Annotated in this window: 14 protein-coding genes; 6 read left to right on the plus strand and 8 right to left on the minus strand. The window is 69.4% G+C overall.

Going from position 1 to position 14,056, the window contains the following annotated elements:
• Window positions 1–93: 93 nt before the first annotated feature.
• The 3 genes from ACVCMC_RS14125 to ACVCMC_RS14135 form a co-directional block, all read right to left on the minus strand.
• On the minus strand, window positions 94–567 hold the full coding sequence (locus ACVCMC_RS14125) for a SixA phosphatase family protein (protein WP_395120671.1): 474 nt from the start codon (window positions 565–567) through the stop codon (window positions 94–96).
• A 39-nt stretch (window positions 568–606) separates the two neighbouring features.
• A complete protein-coding gene (locus tag ACVCMC_RS14130) occupies window positions 607–1,239 on the minus strand; it encodes a ParA family protein (protein WP_395120670.1) in 633 nt (210 codons plus the stop codon).
• 140 nt (window positions 1,240–1,379) lie between these two features.
• Complete coding sequence (locus tag ACVCMC_RS14135) at window positions 1,380–2,420, minus strand: hypothetical protein (protein WP_447097761.1); 1,041 nt, start codon at window positions 2,418–2,420, stop codon at window positions 1,380–1,382.
• 154 nt (window positions 2,421–2,574) lie between these two features.
• Between ACVCMC_RS14135 and ACVCMC_RS14140 the strand changes: the two genes are divergently transcribed.
• Window positions 2,575–2,769, plus strand: coding sequence for an antitermination protein NusB (locus ACVCMC_RS14140; RefSeq protein WP_395120667.1), 195 nt, complete (start codon window positions 2,575–2,577; stop codon window positions 2,767–2,769).
• A gap of 128 nt (window positions 2,770–2,897) precedes the next feature.
• Here ACVCMC_RS14140 and speE read toward each other — a convergent pair whose 3' ends face one another.
• A complete protein-coding gene (speE, locus tag ACVCMC_RS14145) occupies window positions 2,898–3,767 on the minus strand; it encodes a polyamine aminopropyltransferase (RefSeq protein ID WP_447097762.1) in 870 nt (289 codons plus the stop codon).
• Window positions 3,768–4,035: 268 nt separating this feature from the next.
• Between speE and speA the strand changes: the two genes are divergently transcribed.
• The 3 genes from speA to ACVCMC_RS14160 all read left to right on the plus strand — a co-directional run bounded on the left by speA (window position 4,036) and on the right by ACVCMC_RS14160 (window position 8,000).
• A complete protein-coding gene (gene speA, locus ACVCMC_RS14150) occupies window positions 4,036–5,925 on the plus strand; it encodes an arginine decarboxylase (protein ID WP_447097763.1) in 1,890 nt (629 codons plus the stop codon).
• A 123-nt stretch (window positions 5,926–6,048) separates the two neighbouring features.
• On the plus strand, window positions 6,049–6,834 hold the full coding sequence (locus ACVCMC_RS14155; protein WP_395120664.1) for a 3-hydroxybutyrate dehydrogenase: 786 nt from the start codon (window positions 6,049–6,051) through the stop codon (window positions 6,832–6,834).
• The gene (locus ACVCMC_RS14160; RefSeq protein WP_447097764.1) at window positions 6,831–8,000 is read left to right on the plus strand and encodes a DUF3734 domain-containing protein; all 1,170 of its coding nucleotides are present in this window, start codon (window positions 6,831–6,833) and stop codon (window positions 7,998–8,000) included. Before ACVCMC_RS14155 ends, ACVCMC_RS14160 begins: the two co-directional genes overlap by 4 nt.
• A 12-nt stretch (window positions 8,001–8,012) precedes the next feature.
• On the opposite strand, the gene ACVCMC_RS14165 is transcribed toward ACVCMC_RS14160, so the two are convergent.
• The 4 genes from ACVCMC_RS14165 to radC all read right to left on the minus strand — a co-directional run bounded on the left by ACVCMC_RS14165 (window position 8,013) and on the right by radC (window position 12,257).
• On the minus strand, window positions 8,013–8,768 hold the full coding sequence (locus ACVCMC_RS14165) for an SDR family NAD(P)-dependent oxidoreductase (protein WP_447097765.1): 756 nt from the start codon (window positions 8,766–8,768) through the stop codon (window positions 8,013–8,015).
• 4 nt (window positions 8,769–8,772) lie between these two features.
• Entirely contained in the window at window positions 8,773–9,450 is a 678-nt protein-coding gene (locus tag ACVCMC_RS14170; protein WP_447097766.1) for an SPOR domain-containing protein, read from the minus strand.
• The gene (argS, locus tag ACVCMC_RS14175) at window positions 9,450–11,162 is read right to left on the minus strand and encodes an arginine--tRNA ligase (RefSeq protein ID WP_395120659.1); all 1,713 of its coding nucleotides are present in this window, start codon (window positions 11,160–11,162) and stop codon (window positions 9,450–9,452) included. Before argS ends, ACVCMC_RS14170 begins: the two co-directional genes overlap by 1 nt.
• 423 nt (window positions 11,163–11,585) lie before the next feature.
• On the minus strand, window positions 11,586–12,257 hold the full coding sequence (gene radC, locus ACVCMC_RS14180) for a RadC family protein (RefSeq protein ID WP_395120658.1): 672 nt from the start codon (window positions 12,255–12,257) through the stop codon (window positions 11,586–11,588).
• Window positions 12,258–12,354: 97 nt separating this feature from the next.
• Between radC and coaBC the strand changes: the two genes are divergently transcribed.
• Complete coding sequence (gene coaBC / locus ACVCMC_RS14185) at window positions 12,355–13,560, plus strand: bifunctional phosphopantothenoylcysteine decarboxylase/phosphopantothenate--cysteine ligase CoaBC (RefSeq protein ID WP_447097767.1); 1,206 nt, start codon at window positions 12,355–12,357, stop codon at window positions 13,558–13,560.
• On the plus strand, window positions 13,557–14,015 hold the full coding sequence (dut, locus tag ACVCMC_RS14190) for a dUTP diphosphatase (protein ID WP_447097768.1): 459 nt from the start codon (window positions 13,557–13,559) through the stop codon (window positions 14,013–14,015). Before coaBC ends, dut begins: the two co-directional genes overlap by 4 nt.
• Window positions 14,016–14,056 lie beyond the last annotated feature (41 nt).

The raw sequence follows: 14,056 nt of genomic DNA on the forward strand, positions 1-14,056 counted from the left end.
GGCGCGTGGGGCGCCAGCGAAGGTGCGAGCAAGCCGTCATCCGTCATCCGGCATTCGCCGGGATGACGAGCAAAAAGGCTTGATCGAAGCAACCTAGGGCGACCAGAAGGCGTCCAGTCGCGCCTGGCCGGGCTCCAGCGGCCCATCGAGATGCAGTACCGCCAGCGCGCCGGGCGGCATGCCGCGGAATTCGTCGGAGCGGCCTTCCACCAGCAGGGCGACCAGCCGTTCGACGCCGGGGTTGTGGCCGACCAGCATCACGGTGTCGGCGTCGGTGTGCTGGTCGAGCAGCAGCAACAGCTCGCCCGGCGTGGCCTCGTGGATTTCCTCGGCGATCCGCGGCGCCGGCGCGGTGCCGAGCGCGGCCAGTGCCAGCCGGGTGGTCTCGCTGGTGCGTCGGGTCGGCGAACACAGCACCCGCTGCGGTTGCAGCCCGTGCGCGGCGAGCCACAGGCCGGCGGCCTGCGCCTCCTGTTCGCCGCGCGTGCTCAGTGCGCGTTCGCGGTCGTCGCCGCCGTCGGCTATGGGCACTGCTTCGGCATGGCGCAGCAGGATCAGTTCGTGCATGGGAGGCTCCGGCGAAAAGGGAAGAGGCGTGGGCCGCTGTCAGGACTGGCGCTTGATCCAGCGCAGCAGGGGTTTCCAGTCCTCCTGGTGGCTGCGCACCTGCTCGCTGTGGTAGTCGAAGATGCCCTTGCCCAGCGCGGCCAGCAGCACGTAGGCCTGGCTGTCGCGCAACTGCGCCACGATCGGGAACGGCGACTGCTCGGCGAGCTGGGTCAGCGCATCCTGGCTGGCGTGCGTCCACGGCTTGAGCCGGTTGGCCACCAGCCCCACCGGCAGCTTGCCGCGGTGGATGCGGTTGATCGCGCGCAGCTCCTCGGTGAAGGCCAGCGTGGCGTCGAGGTCGAACGAGGAGGGCAGCACCGGCACCAGCAGCACGTCGGCCTGGTCGAGATAGGGTTCCAGCTCGCGCTCGCGCGCGCCGGCGGGGGTGTCGATGAGCAGTTGCGCGGTGTCCGACGGCAGTTTCGCCAGCGAGCGGCGGCCGCCTTCGAGCGCCAGCACGCCGGGGACGTTCTCCGGCCGGCGCGCGGCCCAGCGGAAGCTGGAACCTTGCCGGTCGGCGTCGACGATGGCGCTGTGCTGCCCTGCCTGGGCCCAGTGCGACGCCAGTTGCGTCACCAGCGTGCTCTTGCCGCACCCGCCCTTGCTGCTCGCCACCAGCGTCGTAAGCATCGGATCGCCCCTGCCACGGAAGGTGGGTCCAGCCTAACGGGCGGGGCGGCAATGGGGAATAGGCGGGGAATAGGGAATGGGGAATAGGGAATCGGAAGAGCGGCTTGCGACCGGGCTGGTGCTTGTCGCTTCGGCTGTGGCTATTCCCTATTCCCTATTCCCGGTTCTCGATCCGCCGCAGGCGGATCGAGCGCAATGCCCGCATCGCGCAGGGCGGCCGCCTGCAGGCTCATCTCGGTGCCGCCGTTGCGGGCCAGCGACAGCAGGTGGCGGGCGAGGGGGGTGTCGTCCTGCACTTTGGCCAGCAGCTGGTTGAAGCTGCGCACTTGCCAGACCAGGCGGCGGCGGGCGTCTTTGGCGGCCTGGGCCGCGGCCGGGTCGTCGGCCAGCACCTCGGCCAGGTGCAGGCCGAGTGAGCGGGCCAGGGGGCTGGAGCCCCACTGCAGCAGCTTGGCCAGATTGAGGCAGTCCGCCTTGATCGAGGCATCCTCGCCGGCGTTCTCGCACAACTTGGCCACCAGCTGCAGGCTCGGCTGCGGTTGGGCGCTGGCGAGGCCGAAGATCAGCACGGTCTGCATGCCGACCGCGCCGGCGGCGTGGTTCGGGTCCAGCGCGGCGGCCGGCGGCGGCAGCACGCCGACCGAATCGGCCAACGCCTGCAGACTGATCCCGGCGTAGTCGTCGTACAGCTTGGCGGCGGCGGCGCGACGCAGGTCTTCGCGGGCGTCGTCCTGTTTGTGGTCGCGCGCGTCGGCGCCCAGCTTGACCAGCCACACGGCGGCGTTGTCCGGCGCCTGCGTGAGCAAGGCATCCAGCGCGGCAGCGTTGGGGCAGTTGCCGGCCTTGGCCTCGCAATCGGCCAGCCGCGCCCAGTTCACCGCCGAGCCTGCGCCTTCGGCGGCGGCGGCGCGCTCGATCAGGGCGTGGAAGCTGTTGCCCGGCGGCTGGTTGAACAATGGCCGCGCCAGCAGCGCGGCACCGAGCAGCGGCATCGCATCGGCGCGCGGCGCCAGCACGCTGACCAGGTCGCGCTGGAAGGCCAGCTGCGCCTGGTCGCGCGCCTGCGCCGCCCTGGACGTCGTCGCCGCGGGTTTCGCGGCGGGCGGCGCCTTGGCCGCCAGCACCGGCGCGGCGAACAGCAGCCACACGCAACTCACGGCAACGCAGCGCATTCCAGGCATCGTGAACTTCCCTCGGCGGCAAAGGCGCCAGCATAGCGAGTGCAGATTAAGCTCGCCTGATCGACGCGCCGCTCGCCGGTCGGCGGGGCGGCCAGGCTTGTTAGGATGCCTGTTCGGGCGCAGGACGACGCCACCCATCGCTCGGGAGAGTGTCGTGAATCATTTTTCGTTGTGGACCGATGGCGCCCCATGGTTTGTCGGCTGGGGCACGCTGGCCTTGATCAACGCGGCGCTGGCGCAGGGCAAGAACCGCAGCGGGCTGCTGTGGTTCCTGCTCTCGCTGCTGCTCGGCCCGCTCGCCACCTTGCTGCTGGTGCTGCTGCCGAAGGTGCGGTCGAAGATGTTTTAGTTGCAGGGAATAGGGAATGGGGAATAGGGAATGGGGAATAGGGAATAGGGAATAGGGAATAGGGAATAGAAGAGCAACGACGGGCGGCTCTTTACTATTCCCCATTCCCTATTCCCCATTCCCGGCTTTCAGTCCCCCAGCGCCTCGCGCATGAATTCCGGCTGGGCCAGGGCGGCCTTGTGGATTTCGGCGTTGTAGTAGCGGGTGGGAAATTTCTTGGCTGAAGCGCCGCGTTCGCGGAAGCCGGACAGGTCGCCGCCCTTGCGCGCCATGGTGCAGCTCCACCAGCCGGTGGGGTAGCACGGTTGCGGGAACGGCAGCGTCTTCACCGCGGCGAAGCCGGTGGTGCGCATCGCCGAACGCATCGAGCGGATCAGGTCCAGGTGGGCCAGCGGCGATTCGCTCTGCTGCACCAGCAGGCCGCCGTGGCGCAGCGCCTTGTAGCAGCTGGCGTAGAACGCGGCGTTGAACAGGCCTTCCGCCGGGCCCACCGGGTCGGTCGAGTCGACGATGACCAGATCCACCGACTCCGGCTCGCACTCGGCCATGTACTTGATGCCGTCGATGAACAGCAGCTCGGCGCGCGGATCGGCGTTGGCCTCGCACAGCTCGGGGAAATACTGTTCGGCCAGGCGCGTCACGCGCTCGTCGATCTCCACCTGCACGGCGTGCTCGACTTCCTCGTGGCGCAGCACTTCGCGCAGCGTGCCGCAATCGCCGCCGCCGATGATCACCACGCGCTTGGCGCGCGCGTGGGTGAACAGCGCCGGGTGGGTCATCATCTCGTGGTAGAAGAAGTTGTCGCGGCTGGTCAGCATCACGCAGCCATCGATCACCATCAGGTTGCCCCAGTCGGTGGTCTTGTGGATCTCGATGGACTGGAATGGGGTCTTCTCCGCGTGCAGCAGTTGCTCGGTGCGAAAGCCGATGGACGAACCGGACGCCTGGTGCGCCTCGGTGAACCAGTGGGCTTCGGTGAGGGGGGCGGGCTGCGACATGGGATGGTTCCGCGAAGCGTGGGCAAAGAAGGTCGATTGTACCGGCAACGGCGGCTGACGTCCCGGCCGCGGCCGCCGTGCAGGGCGGCGCGCGGCCATTACAATGGTGGCCCGGCCAGCCGTCGCGAGGGCGTGACGAAGGCCGGGCAAGCCCATCCGGCCCCGCGGCGTGCGAGGCTTCCGGCCGGCCGGCTTTCCGCTCCATCGAGCAACCTCGTCAAGGCTCGCCGCTGCGACATCCCCTGCTACGTTTCCCGAGGGAGGCCCCATGTCGAAGCCCTGGACCATTGCCACTGCCCGCCACACCTATGCCGTGCCCTACTGGAGCGACGGCTACGCCGACATCGATGCCGCCGGCAACCTGCTGATGCACCCGCGCGGCGCCGAGGGCCCGGCGCTGGCGCTGCCGGCGATCGTCGACCGCGCCTGCGCCGAGGGCCTGCGATTGCCGCTGCTGGTGCGTTTCCCGGACATCCTCGCCGACCGTCTCGCGCAGCTGCAGGGCGCCTTCGCCCGCGCCATCGCCGAGCACGACTACGCCGGAGGCTACACCGCGATCTATCCGATCAAGGTCAACCAGCAGCGCAGCGTGGCGGGCGAGCTGGTCGCCGCCGGCACCCAGGGCTTCGGCCTGGAAGCGGGCTCCAAGCCCGAGCTGATGGCGGTGCTGGCGATGGCGCGGCCCGGTTCCATCGTGATCTGCAACGGCTACAAGGACCGCGAGTACATCCGCCTTGCGCTGATCGGCAAGAAGCTCGGCCTGCGCGTGCACATCGTGATCGAGAAGCTGTCCGAACTCGACCACGTGTTCAGCGAGGCGAAGGCGCTGGGCGTGGAGCCGCTGCTCGGCGTGCGCGTGCGACTGGCCTCGATCGGCGCCGGCAAGTGGCAGAACACCGGCGGCGACAAGGGCAAGTTCGGACTGTCGCCGCAGCAGGTGCTGCGGCTGATCGAGCGGCTCGATGCGGCAGGCCTGAAGCACACGCTGAAGCTGCAGCACTTCCACATGGGCTCGCAGATCTCCAACGTGCGCGACATCGCCAACGGCATGCGCGAGGCCACCCGCTACTTCGTCGAACTCTCGCACATGGGCGTGCCGCTGGAGATCGTCGACGTCGGCGGCGGCCTGGGTGTGGATTACGAAGGCACCCGCTCGCGCAGCCACAACTCGATCAACTACTCGCTGGAACAGTACGCCGCCACCATCGTGCAGTCGCTGGCCGAGGCGGTGAGCGCCGAGGGCCTGGCCGCGCCGCACATCCTCACCGAGGCAGGCCGGGCGATGACCGCGCACCACGCGGTGATGGTGGTCAACGTGACCGAGGTCGAGCAGGTGCCGGCCGGCAGCATGCCGTCGCCGCGCGGGGACGAGCCGGTGGTGCTGCGCCACCTGCGCGAGGTCCACGCGGCGCTGGACGAGCGCCCGCCGCTGGAGCTGTTCCACGAGGCCCAGCATCACCTGGCCGAAGGGCAATCGCTGTACGCGCTGGGCCAGCTGTCGCTGGCCGACCGCGCGCGACTGGACGAGATGTTCTACGCCATCGCCAATGCCGTGCGCGGGCGCCTGCTGCCGGCCGAGCGCGCGCACCGACAGGTGCTGGACGAGCTGGACGAGAAGCTGGTGGACAAGTACTTCACCAACTTCTCGGTATTCGAATCGATCCCCGACGTGTGGGCGATCGACCAGGTGTTCCCGATCATGCCGATCGCCCGGCTCGACGAGGAGCCGACCCGGCGCGGCGTGATCGTCGACCTCACCTGCGATTCGGACGGCCGCATTGACCACTATGTGGAGGCTGACGGCGTCGACGTCAGCCTGCCGCTGCATGCGTTGAAGGACGGCGAGAGCTATCGGCTGGGCATCTTCATGGTCGGCGCCTACCAGGAGACCCTGGGCGACATCCACAACCTGTTCGGCGATACCGACGCGGTCAACGTGCGCGTCGAGGGCGACGGCTACGTGTTCGCCAACAAGCGTCGCGGCGACACCACCGACCTGATGCTCGACTACGTCGGCTACGACCTGGAGGCCTTGCGCGCCAGCTACCGCGCGCGCATTGCCGACGCGGGCGTCGCCGGCGACGAGGCGGCGCGCCTGTACGATGCGCTTGATGCCGGCCTCACCGCCTACACCTACCTCGCCGAAGACACCCACTGATCGCAGGAGCCCGCTCGCGGGCGATGCTCTCGCAAATTCCGAATACCGGCGCCGAGAGCACCGCCCGCAAGCGGGCTCCAGCATGACCCGTTCCATCCAGTTCCAGTCGCAGAGGAGCAACGCATGAGCAGTCTCAACGGCAAGGTCGCCCTGATCACGGGCGCGGCCAGCGGCCTCGGCAAGGCGATCGCCGAGCTGTACGCGAAGAACGGCGCCAGCGTGGCGATCGCCGACATCAACCAGCAAGCTGCCGATGCGGTGGCGGCGGAGATCAACGCCGCCGGCGGCAAGGCGCTCGGCGTGGCGATGGACGTCACCAGCGAGGAGGCGGTCAACGCCGGCACGGACAAGGTGGTGGCGGCATTTGGCCATCTGGACATCCTGATCTCCAACGCCGGCGTGCAGATCATCAATCCGATCGACCAGTTCGCCTTCGCCGACTGGAAGAAGATGCTGGCGATCCATCTCGACGGCGGCTTCCTCACCACCAAGGCCGCGCTCAAGCACATGTACCAGGGCGACCGCGGCGGCATCGTGATCTACATGGGCTCGGTGCACTCGCACGAAGCCTCGAAGCTGAAGGCGCCCTACGTCACCGCCAAGCACGGCCTGCTCGGGCTGGCCCGCACGCTGGCGAAAGAGGGTGCGCCGCACAACGTGCGCTCGCACGTGATCTGCCCGGGCTTCGTGCGTACGCCGCTGGTCGAGAAGCAGATCCCCGAGCAGGCCAGGGAGCTCGGCATCACGGAAGACGAGGTGATCAGGAACGTGATGCTGAAGGACACCGTCGACGCGACCTTCACCACGGTGGAGGACATCGCGCAGACCGCGCTGTACCTGGCCACCTTCCCCTCCGCCGCGCTGACCGGCCAGTCGATCGTGGTCAGCCACGGCTGGTTCATGCAGTGACCACGCCGTCGCTGGCGGAAACGGTAGCCCGCGACTACCGCACCGTCGCGCTGGTGTTGCAGGGCGGCGGCGCACTCGGCGCCTACCAGGCCGGCGTGTTCGAGGCGCTGGACGAGGCCGGCCTGCAGCCGAACCGGCTGGCCGGCATCTCGATCGGCGCGTTGAACGCGGCGGTCATCGCCGGCAACGCGCCCGAGCGGCGGGTGGAACGGCTGCGCGAATTCTGGGAGGCGATCTGCCGCTCGCCGCTGTGGCCGGACGTGCCGGCGCTGCCGTGGTTCGATGCGGTGGCGTGGCCGACGGCATGGCTCAACGGCATGAGCGGCCTGGCCGCCTGGCGCGCGATGACCGAGGGCCAGGCCGGCTTCTTCCACCCGCGCCAGCCGCCGCCGTTCCTGGGCGGGCACGCCACGCCGGGCAGCGTGAGCTGGTACGACACGAAGCCGCTGCGCGCCACGCTGGAGCGGTTGGTCGATTTCGACCGCCTCAACGATGCGCGCACGATGCGCGTGGCGGTCGGCGCGGTGAACGTGCGCAGCGGCAACTTCGCCTATTTCGACAATCGCCGCGAGCGCCTGCGCCCCGAGCACTTCATGGCTTCCGGCGCGTTGCCGCCGGGCTTTCCCGCGGTGGAGATCGACGGCGAGTTCTACTGGGACGGCGGCATGGTCTCCAACACGCCGCTTTACGAGGTGCTCAGCGAACGCCCCGGTTGCGACACGCTGGTGTTCCAGGTCGACCTGTGGAGCGCCCGCGGCACGCTGCCGCGCGATCTTGCCGACGTGGCCGAGCGCAGCAAGGAGATCCAGTACTCCAGCCGCACCCGGCTGGTCACCGAGTTCATGCGCCGCATGCAGGAGCAGCGCCGCCTGCTGCACGACGTGATGGCGCTGGTGCCGGCCGAGCGGCGCGGCGACCCGGCGTACCGCCATGCCGAGGCACGCGCGGCGGAGGCGTTGACCAACGTGATCCACCTGATCTACCAGGACCGGCCCCACGAAGGCCACTTCAAGGACTACGAATTCAGCGCCACCAGCATGCGCAGCCACTGGCAGGGCGGCCTGGACGACATGCGCCACACCCTGGCGCATCCGCAGTGGCTTGCCGCCCCCGACCCCGGACATCCGTTCGTGACGCACGACGTGCATCGCGGCGAGGCGGGCTGAGCGGGTTCAGCCTCAGCTGTCGCGCGCCACCTGCAGCCCGGCTGCCGACTGGCTGACCGGCATCAGCTCGATGCGGTTGATGTTGAGGTGCGGCGGCAGGTTGGCGATCCACCAGATGGTGTCGGCGATGTCGGTCGCGGTGATCGGGTGGGCGCCGGCGTAGAGCTGGTCGGAGGCGGCCTGGTCGCCGCCGGTGCGCACCAGGGTGAATTCGGTCTCGGCCATGCCCGGTTCGATCGAGGTCACGCGCACGCCGCTGCCGTGCAGGTCGGTGCGCAGGTTCTGCGAGAACTGGGTGACGAAGGCCTTGCTGGCGCCGTACACGTTGCCGCCGCGGTAGGCGTAGCTGCCGGAGATCGAGCTGATGTTGACGATGGCGCCGCGGCGTTCGATCAGCTGCGGCAGCAGCAGGTGCGTGATCGTGGCCAGCGCGGTGACGTTGGTGTCGATCATCTGCTTCCACTGCGCCAGCTCGGCTTGCTGCGCGGGCGCGGTGCCCAGCGCCAGGCCGGCGTTGTTGACCAGCAGGTCGATGCCGGCGAACGACGGCGGCAGGGCGGCGTGGGCGGCGCGCATGGCCGCTTCGTCGCGCATGTCGAAGGCGGCCGCATGCACGCGCTCGGCGCCGTGGCGGTCCACCAGCTGCCGCAATCGTTCGGCCCGGCGGCCGCTGGCGATCACCCGCCAACCGCCGGCGACGAAGCGCTCGACGGTGGCGGCACCGAAACCGGCGGTGGCACCGGTGATCCAGGCGATCTTGCCGTTCATGCGATTACTTGCCTTCTTTCAGGGCGATCGCCGGGATGCCGGCGGCGGCGAGTTTCTGCTTGGTCGATTCCAGCTCGGTGGCCGAGCGGAACGGCCCCAGCCGTACGCGGTGGTAGGTCTGCCCGCCGACATTCACCGTCTGCACGTTGGCGACGAAGCCCTGCAGGGCCAGCTTGGCCTTTTGTGCTTCGGCGGTGGCGGGGTCGGGGAACGCGCCCACCTGCAGCAGGTAGCCGTTGCCGCCGCTGGCCGGTTCCACCGCCTCGGCCGGCGCGGCGGTGACGTTCTGCACGGCCACGCCGGGTGTGCTGGCGGGCGTCGTCGCCGGTGCCGGCGTGGCGGCCTGCTGCTGCTCGGCCTTGGCCTGCGCGCTGATCTCGGCGTCGGGGATGCGCACTTCCTTCTCCGACAGCACCGAGTAGAAGTCGTACTGCGGCTTCTTCGGCGTGCTTTCGCCGGGGGCCGGTTCCAGCACGCCCGGCTCGCTGCCGCGCTGGGCGGTGGCCTGCGGGTTGGCCTGCGGTCCGGTCGGCGTGCGCAGGTTGGTGAACAGGCTGCCGCGCATCACGATCGCCATCAGGATCGCGCCGGCGAGGACGCCGATCACCGCGTAACCCCAGCCCGGGAATCCGTTGCGGCCGTTGCGTACGGCCTGCCGGCCCCTGCCCTTGCGTGCTGCCATTACATCTTCTCCGGGGCGCTGAGGCCCAGCAAATCCAGTCCGTTCTTCAGTACCTGGCGCGTGGCGACCACCAGCGCCAGCCGCGCGTTGCGCAGGCTCGCATCCTCGACCAGGAACTGGTGCGAGTTGTAGTAGGTGTGGAACGCGTTGGCCAGTTCGCGCAGCCAGCCGGCGATCAGGTGCGGCTCCAGGTTGGCCGTCGCCGCTTCGACCTGTTCGGGGTATTTCGACAGCTCGGTGAGCAGGATCTGCTCGTGCTCGTTGTCCAGCCGGTCCAGGTGCGCAAGGCCGTCGGCGAGGTCGAAGGCAAAGCCTTTCTCCGGCGCCTGGCGCAGCACGCTGCAGACGCGGGCATGCGCGTACTGGATGTAGTAGACCGGGTTGTCGTTGGACTGCGAGCGGGCCAGGTCGACGTCGAACACCAACTGCGAATCGCTCTTGCGCGCGATCAGGAAGTAGCGCGTGGCGTCCTTGCCGACTTCGTCGATCAGGTCGCGCAAGGTGACGTAGCTGCCGGCGCGCTTGGAGATCTTCACCTCCTCGCCGCCCTTCATCACGGTGACCATCTGGTGCAGCACGTATTCCGGCCAGCCCTTGGGGATGCCGCAATCGAGCGCCTGCAGGCCGGCCTTCACCCGCGCCAGCGAACCGTGGTGGTCCGAGCCCAGCTCGGTGATCGCGCGCTGGTAGCCGCGCTGCCACTTGCTCAGGTGGTAGGCCACGTCGGGCAGGAAGTAGGTGTAGGTGCCGTCGGACTTGCGCATCACGCGGTCCTTGTCGTCACCGAACGCGGTGGTGCGCAGCCACAGCGCGCCGCCTTCCTCGTAGGTGTGACCGTGGGCGATCAGCTCGCGCACGGTTTCCTCGACCTTGCCGTCGCTGTACAGCGAGGACTCCAGGAAATAGGTGTCGAAGCCGACGCCGAATGCCTGCAGGTCCAGGTCCTGCTCGCGGCGCAGGCTGGCTACGGCGAAGCGGCGGATCGCGTCGAGGTCGTCGACGTCGCCGGCCGCGACGACCGTCTCGCCGTCGGCCACCACCGATTCGCGATCGAGGTAGGCGCGCGCCACGTCGGCGATGTAGTCGCCGCGGTAGCCGTTGTCGGGCCAGCTGCTGTCTTCGGGCGTGATGCCGCGCGCGCGCGCCTGCACCGACACGGCCAGGTTGGCGATCTGCACGCCGGCATCGTTGTAGTAGTACTCGCGCTTGACGTTCCAGCCGCTGGCGTCGAGCAGGCGGCTCAGGCAGTCGCCGATCGCCGCGGCGCGGCCGTGGCCCACGTGCAGCGGGCCGGTCGGGTTGGCCGAGACGAATTCCACGCCGACGGTCCTGCCGCCGCCGCTGGCATTGCGGCCGTAGGCGTTGCCCTCGGCCATGATCCGGCGCACTTCGGCGTGATAGGCGCCGGCGGCGAGGAAGAAGTTGATGAAGCCGGGGCCGGCGATCTCGACTTTTTCCACCAGCGGGTTGGCCGGCAGTGCGGCGACCAGTTTTTCGGCCAGCTCGCGTGGCTTGGCGCGCGCCGCCCCTTCGACAGGGCTCAGGACATGCTTGGCCAGCAGCATCGCCGCGTTGCAGGCGAAATCGCCATGCTCGCGGCTGCGCGCGCGCTCGATCACGAAGTCGGGGATGGCCAGCTCGGCCGGCAGGGTCGCGTCGTGCTGCAGGGCGTGGATGGCCTGCAACACCAGGTTGCGCAGCTGTGCTTTCACGGGTGGGATCGGTTTCGTGATGGAACCGGCAATTCTAACAGACCGGCGCGCGCACGCCGGCGGCGAAGGCCGTGCCGGACGCGGGGTGGTCTCGTGTTGCACCGCGTCGAGGCGTCCTGTGGATAACTCTGTGGGGAAATTCGCCGGCGGGGAACGCGCCGAGGCAGCGGCTGGCTGGTCTTTGTCAAGTCGCAAGAAATTATCAAGCAAAATCATTATGTTGAAGCAGCAACTTTGCGCAAGACTGGCGATTGCGACGGCAACCGGTTGTCGTTGCATTTTGTGCATAAGTTTCGACCACTTGGCGGCCGCTTCTGTGCGCGCGAACAGGTTGGCGCACGGTGTGCCGCAGCGCGGCAGAGCCGGCTTGTCGGGCGAAGGTGGGGAGATGCGCGCCGCAGCGGCGGCCCGGTACGGACGCGTTCAGAGCAGGCCGCGGGCGGCCATCGACACCGGCTCGCCGTGGCCGATCACCAGGTGGTCGAGCACGCGCACGCCGACCAGGTGCAGGGCATCACGCAGTTCGTGGGTGATCGCGCGGTCGGCGGCACTGGGTTCGGCCACGCCGGAGGGGTGGTTGTGGGCGAAGATCACCGCGCAGGCGTTGTGATGCAGACAGGCGCGCACCACTTCGCGCGGGTGCACGCTGGCGCCGTCGACGGTGCCGCGGAACAGCTCCTCGAAGGCCAGCACGCGATGGCGGTTGTCCAGGTACAGGCAGCCGAACACTTCGTAGGGCAGGTGGCGCAGGCGGGCCCGCAGGTAGTCGCCGCTGTCGCGCGGGTTGCCCAGGCTGGGCCGCTCCTGCAGCTGCTCGGCCAGGCTGCGCCGGGCCAGTTCCAGCGCCGCAGCGATCCGCGCGCGCTTGGCCGGACCCAGCCCGCCGGCGCGGATCTGCTGCTCCGGCCGGCCCAGCAAGGCGGCCACGCCGCCCGCGTTGGCGAGCAGTTCGCGGCCCAGCGCGATGGCGTCCTTGCCGCGGCTGCCGCTGCCCAGCAGCACGGCCAGCAGCTCCGCGTCGGACAGCGCGGCGCTCCCGCGGGCCAGCAGTTTTTCGCGGGGTCGTTCGCCTTCGGGCCAGTCGCGGATGCTCATGCGTGCCAGCTTGGCGAAGGGGGTCGCCGGCAGGCAGCAGTGGTGCGGATTGAATCCGGTAAGCTAAGCGTCTGCCCGACTGTCAGGCCCGCCTTACATGAGCCTCGCCCAACGCCGCATCCTGCTGGGAGTGACCGGCGGCATCGCCGCCTACAAGAGTTGCGAACTGGTCCGCCGCCTGCGCGAGCAGGGCGCCGAGGTGCGCGTGGTGATGACCGCAGGGGCCGAGCATTTCGTCGGCGCGGCCACGTTCCAGGCGCTCTCCGGCCAGCCGGTGCGCAGCAGCCTGTGGGATGCGCACGCCGAGGCGGCGATGGGTCACATCGAGCTGGCGCGCTGGGCCGAGCGCATTCTGGTGGCGCCGGCCAGCGCCGACACCATCGCCCGGCTCGCCCATGGCCATGCCGATGACCTGCTCAGCACGCTGTGCCTGGCCAGCGCCGCACCGCTGTACCTGGCGCCGGCGATGAACCAGCAGATGTGGGCGCACCCGGCGGTGCAGGCGAACCTGGTGCTGCTGCGCCAGCGTGGCGTGCAGGTGCTGGGGCCGGCGGCCGGCGAGCAGGCCTGCGGCGACATGGGCTCCGGCCGCATGCTGGAGCCGCACGAATTGCGCGACGCGCTGGCTGCCTCGTTCGGCAACGGCGCGCTGGCCGGGTTGCAGGTGGTGGTCAGCGCCGGTCCGACCTACGAGGACATCGACCCGGTGCGCTTCATCGGCAACCGCAGCTCCGGCCGGATGGGTTTCGCGGTGGCCGCGGCCGCGGCGGAGGCGGGCGCCACGGTGAGCCTGGTGGCCGGCCCGGTGAGCCTGGCCACGCCCGTCGGGGTGGCGCGGCGCATCGACGTGCGCAGCGCCGCGCAAATGCAGGCCGCCGTGCTCGAGGCCAGTCGCGCTGCGGACATCTACATCGGCGCGTCGGCGGTGGGCGATTATCGGCCGGCCAGCGTCTCGGCGCTGAAGCTGAAAAAGAGCGCGGGCGCGCCGCTCTCGCTGCAGCTGGAAGAGAACCCCGACATCCTGGCCAGCCTGGCCGCGCAGAGCGGGCACCCGTTCCTGGTCGGATTCGCCGCGGAGACGCATGATGTGGCCAGTTACGCGCGCGGCAAATTGCGCAGCAAGGGGCTGGACATGATCGCGGCGAACCAGGTCGGCGACGGACTCGGTTTCGAGGTCGCCGAGAACGCATTGACGCTGTACTGGGCCGATGGCGAGCTGGCCTTGCCGCGCGCCGCCAAGAGCGAACTGGCGCGCCAGCTCATCGCGCAAGTGGCCGAACGCTACCGGGCGACGCGCGGATGACGCTCGACGTCGAATTGAAGATCCTCGACCCGCGCCTGGGCGACAGCATTCCGCTGCCGCATGCCGCCACCCCCGGCAGCGCCGGCATGGACCTGCGTGCGGCACTGGAGCAGCCGCTGACCCTGGCACCCGGCGCAAGTGCGCTGGTGCCCAGCGGCATCGCCATTCACATCGGCGATCCGCAATGGTGCGCCTTGATCGTTCCGCGCTCCGGGTTGGGCCACAAGCACGGCCTGGTGATGGGCAACCTGGTCGGCGTGATCGACGCCGACTACCAGGGCCCGCTGATGATTTCGTGCTGGAACCGCGGCGACGCTCCGTACACCATCGCGGTCGGCGACCGCATCGCGCAGTTGCTGCTGGTGCCGGTGGCGCAGGCGCGGCTGCAGATCGTCAATGAATTCACGCCCAGCGAACGCGGCGCCGGAGGCTTCGGCTCCACCGGTATCCGATAGCATGGGCACGGAAACTCGGCGCGACCCGGAGCGGTCGCGCC

It is taken from the genome of Rhodanobacter sp. UC4452_H20 (assembly GCF_052978205.1).